The organism is Nitrospira sp. M1 (assembly GCF_965152605.1).
This window is the reverse complement of record NZ_OZ224217.1, coordinates 547435-570203: the sequence shown is the minus strand read 5'-3', so window position 1 is coordinate 570203 and position 22769 is coordinate 547435. Positions and strand designations below refer to the sequence as shown.

At 46.4% G+C, this 22769-nt stretch carries 21 protein-coding genes; 11 read left to right on the top strand and 10 right to left on the bottom strand.

Going from position 1 to position 22769, the window contains the following annotated elements; translation table 11 throughout:
• Positions 1-8: 8 nt before the first annotated feature.
• The 3 genes from ACWHX8_RS02715 to ACWHX8_RS02705 all read right to left on the bottom strand — a co-directional run bounded on the left by ACWHX8_RS02715 (position 9) and on the right by ACWHX8_RS02705 (position 3273).
• The gene (locus tag ACWHX8_RS02715) at positions 9-731 is read right to left on the bottom strand and encodes a pentapeptide repeat-containing protein (RefSeq protein ID WP_447970440.1); all 723 of its coding nucleotides are present in this window, start codon (positions 729-731) and stop codon (positions 9-11) included.
• Positions 732-858: 127 nt separating this feature from the next.
• A complete protein-coding gene (locus ACWHX8_RS02710) occupies positions 859-1116 on the bottom strand; it encodes a SemiSWEET transporter (RefSeq protein ID WP_447970439.1) in 258 nt (85 codons plus the stop codon).
• A 1080-nt stretch (positions 1117-2196) separates the two neighbouring features.
• The gene (locus tag ACWHX8_RS02705; protein ID WP_447970438.1) at positions 2197-3273 is read right to left on the bottom strand and encodes a heme-binding protein; all 1077 of its coding nucleotides are present in this window, start codon (positions 3271-3273) and stop codon (positions 2197-2199) included.
• 478 nt (positions 3274-3751) lie between these two features.
• Between ACWHX8_RS02705 and msrP the strand changes: the two genes are divergently transcribed.
• The 3 genes from msrP to ACWHX8_RS02690 all read left to right on the top strand — a co-directional run bounded on the left by msrP (position 3752) and on the right by ACWHX8_RS02690 (position 6108).
• The gene (gene msrP, locus ACWHX8_RS02700) at positions 3752-4537 is read left to right on the top strand and encodes a protein-methionine-sulfoxide reductase catalytic subunit MsrP (protein ID WP_447970437.1); all 786 of its coding nucleotides are present in this window, start codon (positions 3752-3754) and stop codon (positions 4535-4537) included.
• A 169-nt stretch (positions 4538-4706) separates the two neighbouring features.
• Positions 4707-5180, top strand: coding sequence for an NfeD family protein (locus tag ACWHX8_RS02695; RefSeq protein WP_447970436.1), 474 nt, complete (start codon positions 4707-4709; stop codon positions 5178-5180).
• Positions 5170-6108: an SPFH domain-containing protein gene (locus ACWHX8_RS02690; RefSeq protein WP_447970435.1), complete on the top strand. Its 939-nt coding sequence runs from the start codon at positions 5170-5172 to the stop codon at positions 6106-6108. Before ACWHX8_RS02695 ends, ACWHX8_RS02690 begins: the two co-directional genes overlap by 11 nt.
• Before the next feature lie 46 nt (positions 6109-6154).
• Here the strand turns inward: ACWHX8_RS02690 and ACWHX8_RS02685 are convergent, their stop codons facing one another.
• Entirely contained in the window at positions 6155-6913 is a 759-nt protein-coding gene (locus tag ACWHX8_RS02685) for a DUF4026 domain-containing protein (protein ID WP_447970434.1), read from the bottom strand.
• 403 nt (positions 6914-7316) lie between these two features.
• Between ACWHX8_RS02685 and ACWHX8_RS02680 the strand changes: the two genes are divergently transcribed.
• Complete coding sequence (locus ACWHX8_RS02680; protein WP_447970433.1) at positions 7317-7832, top strand: Uma2 family endonuclease; 516 nt, start codon at positions 7317-7319, stop codon at positions 7830-7832.
• 259 nt (positions 7833-8091) lie between these two features.
• Here the strand turns inward: ACWHX8_RS02680 and ACWHX8_RS02675 are convergent, their stop codons facing one another.
• Positions 8092-8259: a DUF5615 family PIN-like protein gene (locus ACWHX8_RS02675; protein ID WP_447970432.1), complete on the bottom strand. Its 168-nt coding sequence runs from the start codon at positions 8257-8259 to the stop codon at positions 8092-8094.
• A 283-nt stretch (positions 8260-8542) separates the two neighbouring features.
• On the opposite strand from ACWHX8_RS02675, the gene ACWHX8_RS02670 reads away from it, so the two are divergent.
• The gene (locus tag ACWHX8_RS02670; RefSeq protein WP_447970431.1) at positions 8543-11323 is read left to right on the top strand and encodes an SNF2-related protein; all 2781 of its coding nucleotides are present in this window, start codon (positions 8543-8545) and stop codon (positions 11321-11323) included.
• A 111-nt stretch (positions 11324-11434) separates the two neighbouring features.
• Here ACWHX8_RS02670 and ACWHX8_RS02665 read toward each other — a convergent pair whose 3' ends face one another.
• On the bottom strand, positions 11435-11671 hold the full coding sequence (locus tag ACWHX8_RS02665) for a hypothetical protein (RefSeq protein ID WP_447970430.1): 237 nt from the start codon (positions 11669-11671) through the stop codon (positions 11435-11437).
• Positions 11672-12441: 770 nt separating this feature from the next.
• Here ACWHX8_RS02665 and ACWHX8_RS02660 point away from each other — a divergent pair.
• The 3 genes from ACWHX8_RS02660 to ACWHX8_RS02650 all read left to right on the top strand — a co-directional run bounded on the left by ACWHX8_RS02660 (position 12442) and on the right by ACWHX8_RS02650 (position 15134).
• A complete protein-coding gene (locus tag ACWHX8_RS02660; RefSeq protein ID WP_447970429.1) occupies positions 12442-12672 on the top strand; it encodes a CopG family transcriptional regulator in 231 nt (76 codons plus the stop codon).
• Complete coding sequence (locus ACWHX8_RS02655) at positions 12672-13067, top strand: PIN domain-containing protein (RefSeq protein WP_447970428.1); 396 nt, start codon at positions 12672-12674, stop codon at positions 13065-13067. The genes ACWHX8_RS02660 and ACWHX8_RS02655 overlap by 1 nt, the downstream gene beginning before the upstream one ends.
• Before the next feature lie 996 nt (positions 13068-14063).
• The gene (locus ACWHX8_RS02650) at positions 14064-15134 is read left to right on the top strand and encodes a hypothetical protein (RefSeq protein WP_447970427.1); all 1071 of its coding nucleotides are present in this window, start codon (positions 14064-14066) and stop codon (positions 15132-15134) included.
• Positions 15135-15343: 209 nt separating this feature from the next.
• On the opposite strand, the gene ACWHX8_RS02645 is transcribed toward ACWHX8_RS02650, so the two are convergent.
• The 3 genes from ACWHX8_RS02645 to ACWHX8_RS02635 form a co-directional block, all read right to left on the bottom strand.
• Positions 15344-15901, bottom strand: a complete 558-nt coding sequence (locus tag ACWHX8_RS02645; protein WP_447970426.1) for a hypothetical protein — start codon at positions 15899-15901, stop codon at positions 15344-15346.
• A gap of 471 nt (positions 15902-16372) precedes the next feature.
• Positions 16373-17341 (bottom strand): DUF808 domain-containing protein, encoded by a 969-nt coding sequence (locus ACWHX8_RS02640; RefSeq protein ID WP_447970425.1) that lies wholly within the window; start codon positions 17339-17341, stop codon positions 16373-16375.
• A 777-nt stretch (positions 17342-18118) separates the two neighbouring features.
• Positions 18119-18292, bottom strand: a complete 174-nt coding sequence (locus tag ACWHX8_RS02635) for a hypothetical protein (protein WP_447970424.1) — start codon at positions 18290-18292, stop codon at positions 18119-18121.
• Between the two features lie 163 nt (positions 18293-18455).
• On the opposite strand from ACWHX8_RS02635, the gene ACWHX8_RS02630 reads away from it, so the two are divergent.
• Positions 18456-20054 (top strand): SulP family inorganic anion transporter, encoded by a 1599-nt coding sequence (locus tag ACWHX8_RS02630; protein WP_447970423.1) that lies wholly within the window; start codon positions 18456-18458, stop codon positions 20052-20054.
• Positions 20055-20178: 124 nt separating this feature from the next.
• Here ACWHX8_RS02630 and ACWHX8_RS02625 read toward each other — a convergent pair whose 3' ends face one another.
• Complete coding sequence (locus ACWHX8_RS02625) at positions 20179-21378, bottom strand: HAMP domain-containing protein (RefSeq protein WP_447970422.1); 1200 nt, start codon at positions 21376-21378, stop codon at positions 20179-20181.
• Between the two features lie 560 nt (positions 21379-21938).
• Between ACWHX8_RS02625 and ACWHX8_RS02620 the strand changes: the two genes are divergently transcribed.
• Positions 21939-22139, top strand: coding sequence for a type II toxin-antitoxin system VapB family antitoxin (locus tag ACWHX8_RS02620; RefSeq protein WP_447970421.1), 201 nt, complete (start codon positions 21939-21941; stop codon positions 22137-22139).
• Positions 22136-22507 carry a type II toxin-antitoxin system VapC family toxin gene (locus tag ACWHX8_RS02615; protein WP_447970420.1) on the top strand — a complete coding sequence of 124 codons (372 nt, stop codon included), beginning with the start codon at positions 22136-22138 and terminating at the stop codon, positions 22505-22507. The genes ACWHX8_RS02620 and ACWHX8_RS02615 overlap by 4 nt, the downstream gene beginning before the upstream one ends.
• Positions 22508-22769: the final 262 nt, after the last annotated feature.

The following is a 22769-nucleotide window of genomic DNA, read 5'->3' as shown; positions in this document are numbered from 1 at the left end:
AGGCAAGACTATTCGAAAAGGCGAGGATACGCTTTTTCTAGTTGTTCGTTGATTGGTGAGTCGAATTGAGCATGTAAAAACGTTCGCGCTTTGGACAGTTGTGAGATCGTGGCATTTCGAAGACCATGTAGATTGGCCTTGGAAAAATTGGCTTGCAGCAATGAGGTTTTGTCGAAATTGACTCCATCACAATTCGATTGCGTCATATCCGCTTGTGCGAGATCGGCATTTCGAAAATTCACATCGGCCAGATTGGCTTGGACGAAACAACTCTCTCGGACTTTACTCTCTTCGAAGTTGGCGTTGCTCAGGTTGGCTCCGGAAAAATTAGCCAAGTGCACATTCGTTTCAGCCAAGTTACTTTCCCGTACATCAGCTTTGCTAAAATCAGTCTTCGCCAAATGCGCTCTCGTGAGATTTGCTCGAACAAGAATGACCTGAAGGAGGTCAGCATCACTCACGTTCGCATGACTCAAGTTCACTTCTGTGAGATTTGCGTCGACCAGGCTTGATTCCGACAGATTTGCCCCGGACAGCATGGCTCCAGAAAGATCAGCCTCATCGAGCGTCACATCTTGAAGGTTTGCCCCTGTGAGGTCAACGTGAGAAAGTTCCAACCCTGAGAGGTCAGCACCACTCAAATCGATACGCACCGATGGATTCCCTATGCGCCAGGCATTCCAAGCTTCGACTCCCGATCTGATTAATCGTAATTGTTCTGTATCTGCCACGTAGACACCTTTCTTCAATCGATCAGTTGAATGATGCGTTGGCAATGTCGAATGCTTGCAAGCAACGCATGGGCTTGCATATATCGTATCTCAGCATAGCTAGGTTCAACATTGAGATTCAGGATTGCTAAGATTTGTAGTGGATCTTCAAACAGAGAATCGTGAAAGCGAAGACAAACGTCACCCCGTTGGCGACAATGAGTGGAAGATCACGAAGCGACACACCATACACAATCCAAAGAAGAATCCCCGTGCAGAGCGTCAAGAGCATTCCGAGCGAAACATCGTCTGCAGAACGAGTTTTCCAGGTTTGAATTAATTGCGGCAAAAAAGCCGTCGTCGTTAACACTCCGGCCAGCAATCCTATGACAGTTGTACCATTCACCTTTCTTCTCCTCACACCTTCCTGTGCTGGAACACAGAAGGAATCAATCGTTGTTACCCATATGCGATGGAACGAACACGTCTTCAAGAAGATCATAGCAACTTGACCATCAACCCAATTCAAGGATAGCCTGATACGAGCAACAGTTCAATCTAGCGATGTCAAATATTATTCTTCCTCCAGCTTGGCGAATTCCAGAACGCGAGGCCACACCTGAGTCTCTCTATGGGAGTGTTGAATAATGCTGATATCGAGCTGCAATATTCCTCGAGCACGTGTTGGATGTCAGAAGCCTCGGGTCGGTTCAAAAAAGTCCGTCCAGCAAGGCCACAGCCATTTTGACGCGCGGAGCGTACTGGTTATACGTGAGCACGGCAAAATGGCGAGAACGCCGCTGGCGGCTTTTTTCAACAGACCCTCTATCGGCAATCTGTCAGCCGACGCTCCTACCTTAAACTCATGGGACTGGGCGCCTTAGCTCTGACTGGTGGGTTTCCAGGATGCTCGGTCGAGGTTAGTGAAGAACGGTTTTCGAAGACTCCCAAAAACTATGAATTGTCCGCCAGAAGCGGACGCTTGATCAAAAGCGATCCGCCACAATGTTTAATTCGATACCGTGTTCCAAGTAGACTTTTGCCGCTGTAGGTACGAACAAAAACCCGCCCGTCGAATCGACGACTTTGTTCATGACATCATCTGCCGCGCTGTCAAAACCACTATGGACGACGCTTTAGAAATGGCAGAATAGACAGAAGGTTGATTCACCCACTGCTAGCGGCCGTGTTAAAAATAGCACTATCGGCCAGTATAGGATTCATTCAACTATATCAAAGAACTAATGCCGTATGCGGTAACATTTTCACCTTACCCTTGTAACCCTACTTCTATTTTTGCATTGGCAAAAGCAAAATTTTAACAAATGAGGTCATGCTGTATTTTTCATTGTTACGAATTGTGTTCTTGTGAAAACTACAGTCGACCGTCACATTGCATCTGTGGTGTGACGGTCAACTGTAGCATTTTGTTAGGGTCTTCCAAATCAAGGAAAGACGAAATAACTTTGCCTCTTTCTCTCCAAAGTCAGTCCGCGTATTCGGCCGAACCAGACACTTTCTCAAGTGTATTGATGCTGATGTGCGGCCATCGCGCACGATCAGGATGTCCATCCTCTCGTGGCCGGAAGAAATCCAAAATCACGACCTGGGAATACTGTAAGCGAAGTCTGGGATGCCCATACTTGTCTTTTTCCTTCAACTCCTGAATCCAAAAAGTCGACTTCATACTCACCGGATCCGCTTGCTTTGTTACAAAAGGCACATTGACGATGCCAGCGTCTTGTCGAGTGGTATCCACCGTCAAAACCGTCGTACGCTCTACATCAATGCAATTGTTCGCAAAACGGAGAATTTCATTCATGTCCTGCGGATTGAACCCTGGAAAACCCGGAACGCCCTGAACGTCGCCCATGAATGGATTTTCAATATAGTGTTTGTAAGGAGCCAAATAAGGATCCGTCAAGAAATCATAACCCGGGATAGATACATCCTCGAATCGGCCAATGGGTAGACCACTCACAGGCGGAATGTCCGGCATGCCCTTCACGGTACTTGCGGTGCCGAGGGCCAGCACAGAATTCCCGTGGGGGATAGAGGCCAGTCGAGCAACCTCGATCACGGCATCTGCAATTTCAATCCCTCCGCCAGGCGCACCAGCTATATCTTTGTCGATAGCTCTAAGGTTCTTCATATAGAGCCAGAGACCTGGTTCGTGATGTATTGGTTTTCCAGGCACGCCGGCAAGGCCATTGCTATCTGGCTTGTCCTCTGCCTTCCCTTGCTGGATAGACTGTTGGTAATCCAGTGCAACAACAAATTGGTCATCGTCCGGGCTCCCAGGAGGGTTGTTGCTGTTGTCGAGAACACCCTTCAGTCCACGGTTTTCAACATTATCACTAACTGTCGTGAATACCAATTCCTCATCGTATTGATTCATAAGAATTCGGAATTTGAAGTTCGCTCCATCAAATGGAAGGGCAATCATATTCCATCCGGTTCGTTTCCCTTCCCACTTTCCGGGAAGCAACCCCAGCGGACCTAATTCTTTCGAACCAGTTTTCGCCATTTCGTAACGTCGTGTGCATTGTTCGGATTTTTTCATTTGTCACTCCATAAAAGTATTGATGGTAAATAGGTGAATTGCACACCCACATCATCAGGCAATATATGTTCCTGTTGTTTACCCTGCTAACAGGGTTCATAAGTAACGGAATTATTAAATATTTCAGGCAGGCGTCTACCAAAAGAAGAAAGCTGTTATCCGATTAGATACATATTGTATCTAATCGGATTCCACTAACAGGAAATTTTGATCACCAAATCTAGAACAGATTTGATTTCATGCATGAGTAACTTACTTTTATGGGACAAGTGGGCTACCAACCAAATGATGTTGATGTATCTGTATGCGCTGTATGCAAAATTTTGAGTATCTGTTCTCTTAATTTTTACTTTCGAGAAAACCAGAAATAGGAAACGACACAACATTAATAGGTTATAGCATTCATAGGCCACACGACTTTGGCATTTCATAAAAAACAAGAAAGCACAAATTGAAAAGACGCTCTGGGAGACACTGTATGTCCGCTATCGATACAAAGGTCTATCCCGCTCCACGAAATGCCTTGTTTGAACTTGACCGGCAAATGACGGCTGAACATATTGCCGCACAATACAATAACTTTTATGAATTCAGTGAAGCCAAAGATGATATTTGGCAACGCGTGGGACCGTTCGAGCCTCGACCGTGGGATATTGCAGTGACGGGATTAGTTCAGAAGCCCAGAAAATTTACCATCGATGAATTACTTCAAACCATGCCTCTTGAAGAACGAATATACCGTCATCGCTGCGTTGAGGCGTGGGCCATGGCTGTGCCGTGGACAGGATTTCCTCTCAAAGCCTTACTCGATCAGGTCGAACCTTTACACTCCGCACGTTTTCTTCGTTTCACGTCCTTTTATTCCCCAAAAGTCGCCATGGGACAACGAGGTTATGGGCCGTGGCCATATCAAGAGTTCCTTACCATCAAGGAGGCAATCAATGAATTAACGCTGCTCGTGACTGGCATCTATGGTCATCCACTGCCTAAACAACATGGAGCACCCATTCGCCTGATTACCCCGTGGAAATATGGGTTCAAGAGTATAAAGTCCATCGTCGCTTTAGAATGTGTTGCCGAACAGCCCACGACATTCTGGAACACCATGGCACCGCAAGAATATGATCTGGTCGCAAACGTCAATCCAGCCATTCCTCATCCGCGCTGGTCGCAAGAAACCGAAAAAATGATTGGGACCAACGAACGCCGCCCCACGCTCTATCTCAACGGGTACGAACAATGGGCAGGCGAGCTGTACAGTTAGGCATATGACACGACACAGCCCCTCTTCGACTCACCGTACACGTATTTCAACTCATAAACCGACACCACTCACTCCAGCTCTTTTCGTATTTTGATAGAATAGAGCTATACCAACGCATCGCTTTCCTCTATCATACGTCATATACGTCTTTTTTCTGGGAGTTGCTGTCATGATCTGGTGGTATTGGGCCCTACTCGGACTTGCTTTCTTAGGGTTAGAAATTTTGACCCTGGGCGGGCTCGGTAACTTTTACTTCCTATTTTTCGGCACTGCCGCCTTGGTCGTCAGCGCCATTGTCTGGCTGGGTCTTGCCGAAGCGGCTTGGATCCAGTGGGTCTTATTCGCCATCCTTGGGATCATTTCACTCTTAGCGCTCAGTCGAACACTACAGAAAAAGATCACGCCCAAAGAACAAGAACTCACCAATGTGGACTCCCTCTTGGGTGAAATTGCGACTGTCCTTGAAGATCTCCCGAGCCAAGGCGCCGGCAAAGTTGAGCTTCATGGATCGACCTGGACCGCCTGCAATGCCGGAGACACCTTGCTACAGAAGGGGCAACGCACGCAAGTCATTCGAGTCGAGGGCTTAACGCTCTGGATTACAGCCGAATCAGTCATGAAGGAGGAACAGCATGTCGGGTGAATTAACCGTTGCCATTTTCCTAGCAATACTCGTCCTGATCATTTTGGCCAAAACGGCCGTTGTGGTTCCTCAGCAAAGCGCATATGTCGTGGAACGTCTGGGCAAATACTCGGCCACAATCGGAGCCGGATTTCATATACTGATCCCCTTCCTCGACGTGATTCGCTATAAGCATACCCTCAAAGAAGTTGCCATGGATGTGCCAGAACAAATCTGCATTACCAATGATAACGTTCAGGTTGGTGTTGACGGTGTGCTCTACATAAAAGTCTTAGATGCCGAACGTGCCTCCTACGGGATTACGGACTATCACTTTGCCATATCCCAACTGGCCCAAACGACCTTGCGTAGCGAGATCGGTAAAATCGATTTAGACCGTACATTCGAGGAACGGACAAACATTAATGTGCAAGTCGTCAATGAGTTGGATAAGGCCTCGTCGCCATGGGGCATCAAGGTCCTCCGCTACGAAATACGGAATATTAATCCCCCGCAAGACGTGCTCAACGCCATGGAAAAACAGATGCGGGCTGAGCGGGAGAAGCGCGCCGTGGTATTGACCTCAGAAGGACAGCGAGACGCAGCCATTAATAATGCCGAAGGTGAAAAGCAAAAAGTGATCAAAGCTTCGGAGGCGAGGCAACAACAACAGATTAATGAGGCAGAAGGAGAGGCAGCCGCCATTCTGGCCATCGCGTCGGCGACATCTGAAGGCATTCGAAAAGTTGCCGAAGCAATTCAAAACAACGGTGGATACGAAGCCGTTCAACTACGAGTTGCCGAACAATACATTCAAGAATTTGGCGAACTCGCCAAATCCAGTAATACGCTTGTGCTCCCGGCTAGTGTTTCAGACGTGGGTTCAATGATTGCGCTCGCGATGAATGTGATTAACAAGAAACCTGGAGCAACCCCACCTAATGCCTAACCCCATTCAGCCAAGCTCTCGGCTTATTTGACTCTTGGCCCCTCGGTCATTCCCATCTCAATTCACGAAGCGCTACAGGCTTTCCAAAGGATTGATCTGTACGATGACGGACGATCGTGACGGCTCGGCCAGTATTCTGTAGGTTAATGACTTCACCAATTTTTGGAACACTCCCATGGTTCACCACATATTCTGCACTTTCCTCGAGGACTTCTTTGACAACGGCCTCAGAAAGCCCCGTTGGGCGAAGACATTCCAGTTCATCGAGACCGAACTTGCTTAATCCACGCGTATAAAACCAGACTTGTCCTGATTCCAATTTTTCTCGCTGCTCAATCTGAATGTGCTCGTCCAGGAAAAACGTCGTCAATGTCTGATCTTGCCAATCCGAAGGATTGAGATACACGCTTGCGGACACATCAAAGGCTGTCCCATCCGTTAACAGCGTCAAGCCGCGAGCCAGCCGTGCGACATGCAACACTACATCAAGCTTAGACTGTCCGCTATTGGAACCAGGGAACACCTCGATAACTGAAGTATGTTCCCAATGGAGCTGTTCATTCCACGTCTTGGCTGTTTGAGAATCAGGGGACATATTAATCCGGGCTCGCCATTGCGTATGAACCGCCTCAAATTGTGCATGACCGGTTTGACTCAGAAACTGAATTGACAACGGTCCGCCATATTGCTGATCAAACCAGGCAGTCACATACCCTGGCGGCGGTGGGTCGGCATGCGTGTACCCAATGACATAGGCGGGAAGTGCACGAGAATTTCCGGTTTTCTTTTTTTTAATTTTTTTCATGTGGCGTAAATGAGTAAATCTTTGATGAAATGCCTAGGTCACGTTTGTTCTGTGAATCAATGGCTCTCATGATACTCCATTTCTGATCTCATCACCATGCTCACTCATAGCGCGGATGACAGGTGGCCTAGGAGGACGAGAACGCTTAGAACCGTTTCAATGAACGTACGATTGTAACGCTCCCCCGAAATCAAGCCATCTGCGGCTGTTGTTCGTGCCGAAATTGGCGTGGACTCCGTAACGCTTGATACTGATGATTCTTGTTCTTGCAATGAATGTCGTTTCCCTGTACGAGCTAAGACTTGCAGCAATGGAGTGATTCTCAATTACATACACTGCGCATCTAATGAGACGTTGAACCTTAATTGACAGGGCTTCCTGAGCCTCCTAGGATAAAAATACCATGTCGACCGATACAATTCTTTCACCAGACGCCTTATCCCATCTTTGGGCCGAAATGGCACAGAACGAACAACTGCCCGATTGGTATGAGCTCACTGAACATGGAGAAGTTATCTTAAGCCCGAAGCCTAGCAATCGGCATCAACGCCTATGTGCCGAAATTGCCTTTCAGCTGCGCACCCAACTAGGAGGCGAAGCGGTGGTCGAGGCTGCTATCCTCACCACGTCAGCTGGCGTCCGCGTTCCAGATGTCGTCTGGATGCCAGGTGAAAAATGGCCGGTTGGCACTACGAGCCAAGACCTTCCCCAAGCTCCCGACTTGGTTGTCGAGGTACTATCGCCAGGAAACCGTGAAACCGAAATCAACTATAAAATCCAAGCCTACCTAAGTTCAGGCATTCAAGAAGTCATTGTGATAGGACTTGATGGCACGATCACCTATCACCACCCTACAGGCATCAAGCCTGCTTCGACATTCGGAATCACCCTTACCTTACCTGCGCACCTGTTTGCGTAAGTTGAACTTTTTGATCGGCCTTCCTCATTTTTCAACAGACTGGGCCTAGAACCGTTTCAATGAACCTACGATCTGTGAGGCGTATAGAAGTTTTACTTAGGTAATGACGAGCAGAGCCTCACTCGAACTGTTCAGAAATTCCTTGATGACAGATTCTTCACGGATACATAGGTCATAGATATGCCGTGTCGAACAATTCCCGATTCGTCATTGGATCACTTGAGGTGGGTGTCCGCGGAGGAGACTACGGTGCAAGAAATCAGTGTCTTGGAAAACGACGGTGAATTGCTTGGTCCAAGGCTAGCTTCCAAATAGCCTCATCAACACCCGTCAATCCAACATCTTTGACATGCTTCGAACCGGGATATTGTTGACTGAGGCGTAAGACGAGTTTATACGAAAGATTCTGCTCAAAGACCTGTTTCATACATTCGCTACGGAAAGTTTTTCCGCGAATTCATACAATAAGTGTAATTTCTCTTGCCTCACTCATCGTTGATGATGGGATGACACACTCATCAACTCACCCGGAGACATTGTACCCAAGGAAAGTGATGAAGGACATTACTCCTAGAGTATGAATCAGAATTTAGAAAGAAAATGTTATCAGGAACTGTGTTATCTTGACGTTTTTGAAAAGGACAGTGGTTTCCATTCCATCGCTAAAAAGGGAAACATCCCCTTTCTTTACATGAGTTTGAACGAACACGATGCATAACTTTGCTCCCGGCCAACGCTGGGTCAGTGACAACGATGCCGCCCTGGGGTTGGGCATCGTCCAAGACGTAACCGTGCGCACAGTTCAAATAGAATTTCCCGCCGTTAAAGAAACGCTCACCTATGCAAAAAATACTGCCCCGCTGACGCGCGTCAAATTTAATGTTGGTGATTCAATTACAAGTATTGATGGGTGGTGTCTGTCGATTACCAACATCGAAGAGGTCAATGATACTCTACGCTACCACGGCATTCGAGACACTGGCGAAACGGCCACCCTACATGAAAGTGAACTGTCCGATGACATGACGTTTAATTTACCTCAAGACAAACTGCTTGCAGGGCAAATTGACAGCAACCACTGGTTTGAATTGCGCGCGGCCACCCTGCAACACCTGGCCACACAACAAACCTCAGCAAGCTTTGGCTTGCACGGGCCACGTGTCAGCCTGATTCCACATCAAATGTATATTGCCCATGAAGTCTCAAAGAGAACAGCCCCTCGTGTACTACTCGCCGATGAAGTGGGACTCGGCAAAACCATTGAGGCCGGGTTAATTCTACACCGTCTGATACTGACCGGAAAAATACACCGTGCACTCATTATCGTACCAGAGCCACTGCTCAATCAGTGGCTCGTGGAATTGCGACGACGCTTTAATTTACTCTTCACCATCATCGATGAGCAGTATTATGCCAATGATGACCCTGAGGTTGACGATTTTGAAGAACCGACACCTATAGAGAATTATTTCGATCAATTCTCCCTCGTGTTATGCGGATTAACATTTGCCTGTCGCGATGAGATCGCTCCGTTCATTGCGGCTTGCGAATGGGATATGTTGGTCGTCGATGAAGCGCATCATCTTGAGTGGACACCAAGTGAGAGCAGCCGGGAATATCGACACATCGAGACATTGGCTCATCAGACAGATGCCGTGCTGTTATTGACAGCCACACCTGAGCAATTCGGCACGGCGGGGCATTTTGCCCGCCTACGACTACTCGACCCAGCGCGTTTCCACTCGCTCGAAAGTTATATATCCGAGGAGAAACAACATGCGGAAACGACTGAGCTCGTCAATCTGCTACTCGACAATCATGATATGACGGAAAGCGATCTCACGCGATTACGTTTACTCATTGAGGATAGCGACTCCATCGAGCTAGAGGCCATCAATGCGGCAAACGACAAAGCGCACAAACTTCGACGACACATTATCGATACGTTAATTGATCAACACGGCACGGGCCGTATGTTGTTCAGAAACTCGCGCGCGACCATCAGCGGGTTTCCTCAGCGTCATTACATTCCTGCTGTACTTGAGGATGAGAGTAAGAAGACTCGAATTCACTGGCTGTCAGACAAACTACGCGAACTATCGCCGCACAAAGTCCTCTTGATTTGCGCAACAGCCGAGACCGCGATAGCCACGGCAAAAAGACTGCTTCAGAAATATAGCCTGCGAGCCAGCGTATTTCACGAAAATATGAATCTCCTGGAACGAGATCGCGCGGCCGCCTGGTTTGCCGAAGCCGAGGATGGTGCGCAACTCTTGATTTGCTCGGAGATAGGCAGCGAAGGCCGTAACTTTCAGTTTCTACACAATATCGTGTTGTTCGACTTGCCCGACAACCCTGATTTACTGGAGCAACGCATTGGCCGCCTGGATAGAATCGGACAGCAGCACGATATTAATATTCACGTGCCTGTTGCAGGTGGCTCAAGAGAAGCACGGCTAAGCCACTGGTACCATCATGCACTCAATGCGTTTGAGCAGAGTTGTGTCACCGGCCCATACATAAAAGCCGAGATGAATGAACAATTTGCCACGTACCTTCATGGCGACCACCCCGATGAAGAGCAGTTTATCCGTGAATGTCAGCATCTGCACGAAGAAAAGACCCAGCAACTCAACCTCGGGAGAAATCGCTTACTCGAACTCAGTGGTTGCCGGAAGGACATTGCCGACCCCTTGATTGAAGAAATCAATCACAATGAACAGGCGGACGTGTTATCACGATATCTCGAACACACGTTTGATTGTTTTGGAGTTGAAATTGAAGATCATTCGCTCAACAGTTGGATTCTGCGACCGGGTGCACATTTAGAGGTCGAACAATTTCCTGAGTTACCCGAAGACGGCATGACCGTCACGACCAACCGCGAGACCGCGCTTGCGCGAGAAGACATGCAGTTTCTGACCTGGGAACATCCATTGGTGCGTGCGACAATCGACATGATTGTGAACGGAGACAAAGGCAGGGTCAGCATCTGTACGCTACACATGCCACAATTTCCCCCTCGTCAAATTTTTATCGAAGCCCTATTCGAACCCAACTGCCCCGCTCCCGCCTACTTAGACATCGGTCGCTTCCTTCCGTGCAACGCATTACGCTTGATGGTCAACCAGGAAGGGAAAAACTTTGCACGCCAACTACCACCTGACTCCTACGAACAGCTCTTAAAGACAATCCATCAGGAAGTGGCACGGAAAATGATCGAAAAGACACGTGCAACAGTAAAAAAACAAATACAAATCATTGAGGAAATGGCCACCCAACAACTCCCTATAATTCGCAAGACAGCCATCGCGGCGATGCATGCAGAATTAGATGGGGAATTACAACGCCTGCGTACCCTGAAAAAGCGAAACCCGACCATTCGCATGGAAGAAATTCAAGCCCTGAGCACGCAAATTTCCGATCTGGAAGAGCGCTTACAAAGCAGTACCGTAAAGCTGTCTGCGTTGCGTGTCATCTATACGCATTAATCCATCGAATGGCATGGCGATAACGGCACAAGTTCAGCCGGGCTTGTAGTAGCCATACATGCGGGTTAATACTTCCGACAAGATGGCTTCATGTTGCGCCACGGCTTCATCTCATGTGGAACAGCGGCGGCACGTTTGATCAAGATCGCCACCAAACACCATCGTTTCAAACAGGAGAGGAGGCCCCGCGAAAAGCTTATGATCGATCCCAAGAAACACCGTCGACACCTCAACATCGGCAACCTGCGTGTGACTCACCACCCGATCAGCCGTTTCCACCCATTCGCCAAACTTCTTTGCACCAGAAGCCAAAACGACCTCCTGATTACGTAAAATATAGAATCGCATGGAAAGAGCTCCAAATCACATTCGACGCTACCGCGTTCTCGATTGATGGGGAGAACTCGTCATATCTGTTGTTAAAAGTCTTTCAGATATATTACATGTGACATGAAGCCAATCTCTGGTCCTTCACATCAACACTGGGCACAGAATTCCATATCTGTGATGGTACCGTGGTCGTGGGCAGGAAAGACGGGAAGACTATTTCATATCCCTCATAAGAACCCGCAGAGAAAAGTGAACTATTTTGGAGAATAAGGAAGATCGGAAGGGAGCTGAGTTCTGCAGGAAAACCAACTCGAACCTCGAGCAAAGCGAGAAGTTAAGACGTCCATCAGCAAGAAACGGGACGCATTGAAAAATCAATCTTATAAAAACAGACTTGACCCGTATTTCAGGCCTTGGAGAACGGCGCTCAGGCTCGGACTCACATTGGCGTTTGGTTGAGCCATTACACCCAAACACGGTCTCATTCGACCTTCAATGGACACCCCCCAGATGAGATGTCTACCCTCTCTCATCTACAGAACCCTGACTCTGAAGAGGCGAAGCAAGCGGCATAACATCAACCAATGAATTGTCGCTTAACTTTGCCGCAAATCTGTCCAAGAAAGTAGGACCACCTCTCTGATCCCATTAATCATTCACTAGATTCAAGCTTAAAACATGCCGTAATGACGATTCGATGGGGATTGGCTCTTTCTGTCACTATTGATATATTTCAGTTATTCACATATACTTACACATATAATTTAAAAATTCAACGGAGGTGTCAGATGGGTCAGGTCACCATATATTTAGAAGCTGAGATTGAGGCAAAAATGCGTCAGGCGGCAAAAGCCATGCATGTCTCTCAAAGTAAATGGATTGCTTCGTTAATCAAGGAAAAGGTCGCAGACGAATGGCCTGAATCGGCATTGAAGCTTGCAGGTGCATGGTCAGACTTTCCCACCGCAGAAGAAATACGAAGCACGCAAGGCACTGATACCGTGCGTGAGGAATTCTAATGTATGTGATTGATACAAACACACTCATTTATTTCTTCAAGGGTCGTGAAAGTGTTTCCCGAAAACTCTTAAGCATCCCACCTAAAGAAATCGGTATCCCTTCTGTTGTTGTCTATGAGTTGGAGGTGGGCATTGCCAAATCCAAGGCTCCTCGCAAAAGACTGAAGCAACTTGAAGAGATGATCTCTCTCATTACCGTTTTGCCTTTCACGGTCAAAGAAGCCAGGAGTTCAGCGATGATTCGTGCTCAACTTGAGCGCAAGGGTCGTCCGATTGGCCCTCTTGATATGTTAATTGCAGGAACGGCACTTGCTCATCAGGCCATATTGGTTACGCACAACGTCAAAGAATTCACACGTATCGATAAATTGCAGGTTGAAGACTGGCACATGTAAGGGCAAAAAATCTTTTGCCCCTACGGTTTGTTATCGGATTTCAATGCGTTCGTTATTTTTGATGGTCGGCGCCACAAAGGGGTCAAATTATTGGGCTCTTATGAAGTCAGGGTTGAAAATTTTAAAATGCAAAAGGGGCAAAAGGGAAGGGGACATTCTCCTTTTTATTGTCTCATGCTATTCTCACTTTATCGAAATAGATTAGAAAGAAAATGTTATCTGAAACGATGGAATCGTTAAGTTTCTTACAAGAAAAGTGGGTTCTGTTCCATCGCTAAAAAAAAGAATGTCCCCTTTCTCAAAAAAGTCCGTCCAGCAAGGCCGCAACCAAATTCTGGCGCGGAACGTCCATTTTGTACGTGAGCACCACAATTTAGTGAGAACGCCGCTGGCGGCTTTTTTCAACTGACCCATAGAGCACGCGAGATATGATGCCTGCCTCAGGTCTTCCACACCAACTCTGGACACAGAATTTCATATCTGCGGTGGTTCCGTGGTCGTGGGTAGGAAAGAAGGGAAGACTATTTCATAGCCCTCAGAAGAACCCGCAGAGAAAAGTGAACTATTTTGGAGAATCAGGAAGATCGGAAGGAAGCTGAGTACTGCAGGAAAACCAACTCGAACCTCGAGCGAAGCGCGAGAAGTTAAGACGTCCATCAGCAAGAAACGGGACGCATTGAAAAATTAATCTTATAAAAACAGACTTGACCCGTATTTATGCAGGTATAAGTGTTCAGATCCTCTTTTTAATATACAAACCAACCAAGAAGCCAAGCCGAAAATCGAAATCACGGGGTTCGCATCACATAGAGCAACAGCAAGCAAATCGACCATGTCATGGCAGGATCTGAGCCTAGCTATAAATATTCTTGATAAATAGGCCAGATTGTGTATTCTTCTTCATACAAAAAAACTAAAACCAAGAATCGGCCATTATCTTCCAATTAGGTGGAACAAACTTAAGTACCTTTCTTTAGTATTTTGACGTGTATTATTATGTCTGAACAAAAAGACAAACGAGAAGCGTTTGTTGTAATGCCATTCGACGAGTCGTTCGATGCAGTATATGAAAATCTTATTCACAATACCTTCTCTGAAGCTGGCTTTCATGTTTATCGAGGTGATGACATCACAAGTCAGCAAAATATTCTTCGAGATGTTGTCACAGCACTTATCACTGCAGACATTATTGTCGCAGACCTCACCGATTCTAATCCAAACGTTTACTATGAACTTGGCCTCGCTCATGCCTTAAAAAAGCCTGTTGTCTTACTTACTCAAGATATTGGCTCTATTCCTTTCGACCTTCGACCTTACAGAATAATTGAGTATGACACTCGATTTGATCGATTTAAAGATGCCAAAGAACGACTTGCGACCCTAGCAAACCAAATCGCAAGGAACGAGATTATATTTGGAAATCCAGTCATGGATTTTGGAGGAGAAGAGGCACTTGATAGGCCAATGTTATCACCATCAAAGCTATCAACTGCTACGAGCAATAGGGAGGTAGAAAAGCCTGGCTATCTTGACTGTCTGATAGAAGTAGAAGAGGGGTTTGAAGAGCTGACTAAGATCATTGAGGAACTTAGGGAACATGTTACAGAGATTGGGAAGCAAGCCACAGTCTCAACACCAAAATTGGAAAAAGCAGCGAGACGAAACAATGTTCGCCAAGCGAGAGACCTGCTTAGATCACTGGCAAAACAGTACGAAGTACATCATGATGAATTGAAATTACTCAACGCCAAGTTTAGAGAGCGGTGGACTAACACTGGTAACGCTCTAGAAATAGTCTTAACACAAATCCCCCATACTAATACGCCTGAAAATCAGGATATGCCTAGGCTCATAGCATCAATGCAATCCATAGAACAGAATGCACAAATCTGTAAAGACTCTCTTGTAAGTCTGATCGATAGTATGAATAACCTACCTCCCATGGAGAGATCATTCGATAAAACAAAGCGTGAGCTTGCTGAGCAGCTTAATGGCTTCGTTGATAATGTTGATCAGGTAATATCTCTATCTATTCGAGTTCGTGCAATCACCGGGCAATCGAATTAAAACAGCTCTTGAATTCAAGTCATAAGTGCAATTTTCTTCAACCACTTCAACCTATTACTTTTCCCTTAACAATTTAAGGTGACTTTTTCATGGTATAGGGCACATTCATATTTGCTCCACCGACATCATCTTATTCGTCAACTGTAGGGGCCGTTGGTTCTCAATCGAATTCACTTTTTCTCTTGTGATGATCATGAAATGGCCTATCGTTACCGCATGCCCCAGGTGAGAGTGTAGTCAATGTCGTAGCCTGATCCTGCCGGACTTTGTCCTAGTACGGTGCCATCCCAGGCCAATCGGTACCATCCGCTTTTCTCCACTGCGAAACTGGCGGTACCTTTTCCTGTAGACTCCACCTTATGCCGATCCCAGGCGTCTGCGTCCAACATGGATGTGACATTGTAAAACTTGATCCATAAAGATCCAGCTTTGACGTTTGCGTCATAGTCCACAAAGACTGTCTGCCCTTTTAAAAAGTACATGGTTTTGACACCTAAGGACATTCCTGACTGAGTGCTCGTAAACCCGCTGCCTTTGATGGACTTAGATTCGTACCCGAGGGTTTCGAGCATGCCGGCCTGATAGCCAAGCGGCACTCCAAGCAGCAGGAGAGGCACCAGGATGACGAACAGACATGTCGGTCGGTTTATCCGCTGACCGACCTTGATGGTGCTGTCATCTTGATCAGACAGGAGCACTTCGGATTCAAGGTCTTCTTCAGATTCTTGATTGCTTCGTGTAGGTACCCACTCTGTGGTTTTGCTCATTGGCTCCCCCCTAACCAAACTGGAGGCAAGATTTGCCTCACAGTTCTTCAGCGCAGACGCTTTCACGTCCTCGTATTCACAAAAGGCCTTTTGTGTTTCCATCGGGTGTTTTTGCGTACTCTTGAAAGAGCGGTTGATGATTCCCTGAACTGATTCTGTTCATTAAACGATCTGAACAATCAAAAACCACCACCAAGATTCGGTGAGTAGTCCCAACAGCAGGGAAATCATCTTGTGTTCATTGGATTTTTGGGCACAGGTTTTTCTGTAAGGGTGGAAAATTGTGGATAACCAGTAAAAGGAAACATTCTTATTTTTTTCCAACCACTTCAACGCATTACTTTTCCCTTAACAATTTAAGGAGACTTTTTCATGTACGGTGTTCTAGCTACACTTCTGACAAGAGAAAGCCGCACCATTCCTACGCCAAAAAGGTGAATGTCCCTTTTCCTTAACCCAGCTTGTGACCACTTATGTCTTGCTGCTATTCGGTTTTGTTTCAGGAAAAAGTAGGTCAAAGGGTTTGAGCAGAATGTTCACCATGGGCATTAAGAACAATCCGAATAATAACCCAATCACCGCATCCCCAAAGGCCGTGATAAGCCACACCACAAGACCTGACGCAGCACTACCTGCACCTGCATCGGCTATGGCATTAATCGTGTTGTAGAGCCAAGACCAACCCACTTCGTGTAGCCCGTGGATCACAATACTTCCACCCACCCACAGCATGGCTGCCGTCCCGACAACGGAAATCACTATCAGGACGGTGGGCATTGAAGTAACAAGGCCGCGTCCGAAGGCACGCACAACCTCAATTCCGCTAGACTCGCTGAGGCGTAACCCAACATCATCAATTTTGACGAGAAGTGCGACAGCACCATAGACCAGAACCGTAATCATGACCGCAACAACCGCAAGCACTCCTGCCATCTCCCAAAGACTGTCATTACTAATCGACGTCAGCGCTATGGTCATGATTTCAGAGGACAGAACAAAGTCTGTCTTGATCGCGCCTTTCACACGCTGCTCTTCGAGATGTGCCGCATCGAGAGTTACAGCTTTTTGCGGACCTTTGTCGTTATGATGTGTGAGGGCATGCCAGATTTTCTCAGCACCCTCAAAACACAAGTATGCCCCCCCTAATATGAGCAGCGGAGGAATCATCCATGGTGCGAACACATGTAACAGTAGTAGCACTGGCAAAAGGATGACGAGCTTATTGAAGAGGGAGCCTCTGGCGATCTTGGCAACAATGGGGATTTCACGGGCCGCCGGAAGCCCGGTCACATACTTTGGGGTAACGGCAGCATCGTCAATCACAACACCTGCCGCCTTGCTTCCGGCCTTAGCTGCCTGTGCTGTAATGTCGTCGAGTTGAGCGGCTGCTAGCTTTACAATTGCAGCAACGTCATCGAGCAGGGCAAGTAAGCCACTCATACTTCTTCCTTATCCCTCTGAGCTTTGATAAATTGACGGTACTGAACCACCGATCGACCCGTAACCAGGCCTGTACATTTCTTCATTATAGACTGATCGCTAGCTCTCTCTGAAGGTCTTGATCTCACAAATAATAGGTCATGTTACTTTCTTTATAATAGAACCATGATTTTGAAAGACTCTTCTCTCACGGCGGGATAAACTACAGACTTTCTCGATGCTCCCGAGCCAACCACTTATAGCCGTTTCAATTATAGCGAAACCGCAGAACGTACAGCCGAATTGACTAGACGTACACAACGCAACCATACGCATCGTACAAGCGAATATTCAAATGCACGGCAATAACTTCCACCTCTTGAAGTGTTTGATACCGCGAAGAGCTTCAGGATTGTTCGACTGGACTTGGACACCTGTCATACATGCAGCAGATAAGCTGTTGAGTTATCAACGTTAAATGTATGGCAAGAGTCGGTGAGTATTCAAAACTATCGTGTCCAAGCATGCCGACCAGGTGACATTTTGGATTCGCTATAATCTTGTCATCACGTGTTGGGACCGTCGTTTCTCGACTGAATTCAGTATGTTCATGTCTCTTGTTCTTATCGATATCAGGCCACATTTTTTGATAATGAATTAAAGCATGGATGAGGTGGTCCTAAAAATACAGACACGACGTTGAGAGTCAGACGCCTCCTTCACAAACGCCTCGAGACTGCGATAGCCGAGCGTTTGGTGGAGACGCTGCCGGGTATAGAAACATTCAAAAAAGATCGCCTAACGGTTCCGTGCGGTCTTGAATGATTGTTGCTTGATGAGGCGTTTTCCTTGTCTGGGGAAAGCTTCTGCCTTATAGGCTTCCAGTTCGTCCTTCCACAGCTCAATCAACACCACACTTAAGCCTAAACTTCGCCCAGCGACCACACAACTACAGTCATGTTCCACCACCAACGCAACCGTTTCCTGCTGAAATTCCCGACTGTGCTGACTGCGTGTTCACTTCATTCAACATCTCGTTTCGAATTATTATATAATGTGTCCGATCTTCCAGGGGAAGATCAAGCATGACCACTACGGATTAGTTTTAAAGCATCCGATAGAGGAAACACTATCCATGAGTATGTCATCCGATTCTACTGAAATTCCCAAGGGGAATCTTGACGGGTTTAAAGCCCATGCCAAAAACGATATCCTTTCTGGATTTTTAGTTTTTCTTATTGCCTTGCCGCTGTGTCTGGGAATTGCTCTGGCTTCAGGATATCCCGCGGTGGCGGGCATCTTTACTGCCATTATTGGCGGTCTTGTTGCCACCTTCCTGAGCAATTCAGAACTGACAATTAAGGGACCTGCAGCTGGCTTGATTGTTATTGCATTGGGTTGCGTTCAGGATTTTGGTTTTACGGGCGGGGAGGATCCGGCGAAGGACTTTCAGGCCTATCGCTTGGCGCTAGGCGTTGGGGTTGTGGCAGGCGTATACCAGATTATACTCGGACTTTTTCGCGTAGGAATCCTTGTAAAGCTTTTTCCGAAAGCGGCGATTCACGGTTTGCTGGCTTCCATTGGAGTCATCATCATCGCAAAACAATTTCCTGTATTGATGGGATTGAATCCACAGGGAGCTCCTCTAGAGTTACTCGCTGGTATCCCTTCCTTTGTCATGAACATGAACCCGAAAGTTGCGTTAATTGGGATTATAGGCCTTACCATTGTGGTGGGTTATAGCTATATAAAAAATCAAAAATTGAAAGTCATTCCCGCACCCATGTTGATGTTAATGATCACTGTTCCAATAGCCATACTTTTAGGAATTGGGGAGAAGGGGTCTTATACGTTCAATCATCAAATCTACGAACTAGGCGAAAAGTTTTTAGTCAATGTTCCAGGGAATTTGCTGCATGCCATAACCTTTCCGGATTTTTCAGGAATAACCACGGAGACTGGAATTAAATATACAGTTCTTTTTGCGATCATTGGAAGTTTAGAGGGCATTCTGAGTGCCAAGGCTATTGATGGGATTGATCCGTGGGGTCGAAAAACAAATCTGGATCGAGACTTGTTGGCCACCGGTACAGCGAACACCCTGTCGGCTTTCATTGGCGGGTTGCCCATGATTTCTGAAATTGTTCGAAGTAAGGCCAACATTGATAATGGGGCAAGAACCCGGTTTGCCAATTTTTACCACGGAATGTTTTTACTGATATGTGTGGCATTGATTCCAGGAGTTATTAATCAAATTCCTCTCGCTGCCTTGGCAGCGTTATTGGTCATCACAGGATCTCGTCTGGCTTCTCCCGATGAGTTTGTCTCTGTGTATCGTGAGGGAAAAGACCAGTTCATTATTTTTGTCTCTACCATATTGGGTGTACTCGCGACTGATCTTTTAAAAGGATTAGCAATTGGAATTGTAGTCAGCATTGTCATGCATTTTATTCGTGGAGGGTCTATCTTCAGATTGAATGCCAAGATCATTCATGAAAGAGATCAGTCTGTCACAATTTTTTTACGAGGTTCCATCATTTTCAGTTCATGGATTCCTCTGAGAAAACACCTTGATCGTTTCTTTCTGGAAGGGAAGCGGGTCACCGTGGATATGACAGAAACGAAACTTGTGGACCGTCGGGTCATGTCTAAGATTGACGAGTGGATACGGAAATTCAGAGAAAACGGTCTTGAGTTGTCAGTGCGAGCCAGAATGACATCACTCGATGAGTGATTCGAATATCATAGCGTGTAGGCGTGACAACCCCACCTTGGTGGGATGGGGGTTATTGGGGAATTCCAACGGCAAAAGACATCTTGCTTTGCGCGCATGCGGCCATTGAATTGTTCGCAACACGTCAGTCTTTATCCTGTGATTTTTCTTTCTGCAATCGATCCAACAGTTGGTTGAAACTTTGGCTCAGGGTGCCCAATTCATTTCGGGAATGAACTGGGAGGCGTTTCCCCTTGTAATTTCCATGCGCCAGCTCATCTGCCAGTTTGCAAACATCCAGGATGGGTTCGCTGATTGAGCGAGTGATGTTTGCCCCCAACACACCGCTGATTAGTGCCGCCGTAAAAAACAATGCCACTAAAAGAACAATTAAATAATGCGTTCTGCTGGAAATCTCCTCAACATCATTTTCCAGCAATTGCTCCTGAAGCACAGTCATTTCATTCAAGAGTTCCTTGATTCGAAATGCTAAAGGAGCAGCCTCAGTTTTCGCCAAATAATTAGCCCGGTTCCAATCTTCTCCTGACCGAATGCGGATAATTTCTTTCAGTAAAGGCTCGAATTGATTCAGTCCATCTTGCAGGGATTCAAAATTCTTCAACTGCTCTTTACTAAAGTTATTTTTCTTTTCCTGTAATGCGTCCATAGACGCAGCACTTTTTCCCCAGTTTTCCAGAGATTCCTTTTTAAACTCTTGTTTGCCAGATAACAAAAACTCGTCGGCTCTTTCCAAAGCCAGACTGGTTGTCGTTTCTATAGTCGCGAGAATTTCTACCAGGTGCTGATTTTGGGAAGTAATTTTGCCTTTCATATTCTGCTTGATCATTTTAGACACGGTGGCCACGATGGTTTTTTCCAAAGGTTCCGCTTGATCGAATAGAATTTTTTGTGCCGGAGAATTTTCCGGGGTTTGTGCGATATCTTCGATCTTCTCTTGGGTCTTCTTAAAAGCAACGATTTCTTTTTCGATGGATTGTAACCTGGCCTTATTTTCTGGATCTGTCCAGTGGGGAGCAAGCTGATGCATCTGCTTCAGGGATGGGTTGATTTGTTCTGCCCAGGCAAGAGCTCGTTCTGTCTGGTATTTGGGATCTCCCAGGAAAATCCACCCACGCAGCGAAGCCAGGGAATGGTTGATACCATTTAACATCATAAGACTGGCATGAGCCGTGGGAGTTCGAAGGTCGACAACCCTCTTCGTGATGACCTCCATAGTTTTTACTTGCTGAATGGTAAGCAATACCACTCCCATTAAAATAAGTGTGATGACCCCAAAACCTAAGCCCACCTGCTTCCCTATCGTCATATCCCTAAAATTAAACATCTCAACCCCCGAATCTAACTTTTCATCACCTCCTACGCTGTAGCGAGGAGGAGGAATGTATCAAATTGTGTAGTTGCTATCATAGCAAAACGTAAAGTCTGTACTATAGTAATAGTTTTAGTTTCTCCCGATCTATTTGCAAGGCATTGAAAAAACGGTGCCTACCTTCCTCCCCTCTGTCTGATCATTCATCGTTTAACCATTCTCAACATTTTTCGAAATTTCGAAAAATGTATCATTCAGGAATCAACCCTGGAATTACATTGATCCGCTTCAGCACATTTTGGGGTTGTCGCCGAAGACCTGACATGACTACGGGAAAGGGGACATTTTTCTTTTTGCCCATACTGTATCGTTAAAAATGAGAATGTTCCATTTTCCTAGCCATATCACTTTGTCATAGAGAGCAGATAGCTTTAATAAGAAGAATGCCCCCTATTCCTTTTTGAAGAATACGCCATATTACCTGTGGGTTCGCAATCTTCCCTATTTTCCATGATTGATACGAGACGAGAAATACCCCATTGACATATATGCATATACAATGCATATTAATGCATATGAGGACAACATTAAACATCGATGATGACCTTCTTGAGAAAGCCGCAAACCTCACGGGAATTTCTGAAAAAACCTCGTTGGTGAGGCTTGGTCTTGAGGCATTGATTTCTAAAAACGCTGCATTGCGACTTGCTCAACTCGGAGGATCAGAGAAGCACCTAAAGTTGCCTCCACGACGACGATCGCCCAAGACACGATGACCCTGGTCGACACATCAATCTGGGTCAATCATTTTCGATATGGAAGCCCTCGCCTAGAGTCCTTGCTTCAAGATACACAGGTACTCATTCATCCCTTCATCGTTGGCGAACTTGCTTGTGGGGGACTGAAGAATCGAAAAGAAGTACTTGCCTTGCTTTGCGCCCTTCCCGAAACACACATTCCAGAACATCACGAAGTGATGCATCTTTTAGAAGCTCACAAACTCTATGGAACAGGGATAGGGTGGGTAGATATGAACTTGTTAGCAGCCGCGCAGTTGACAGGATGCGCTCTATGGACAGCAGATACTTCCTTGCAAAAAGCAGCCGCCAAACTCCAGCTATCTAATAAAACACGGCGTACATAGCCGATCTATTGATTTGCTCTATGAAAGTGTCGTTATAGAATATTGAGTCGGCGAATTTCACCATGATTCAGATGCAGAAACGCTGCAAAGGAAACCCTGACTGCGTGAAGGTGATTCAGAGGATTAGGCCCTATGTCTTAAAACAAGCAACAGGCCCCTCTATAAAAAAAGATGAATGCCCCCTTTCCTTCGAAGTGTTCACTAGCTTATTAGGGTCCCTCATTCCTAGATGAAAAATTTGAGGGCAGACATATGCCTTAGC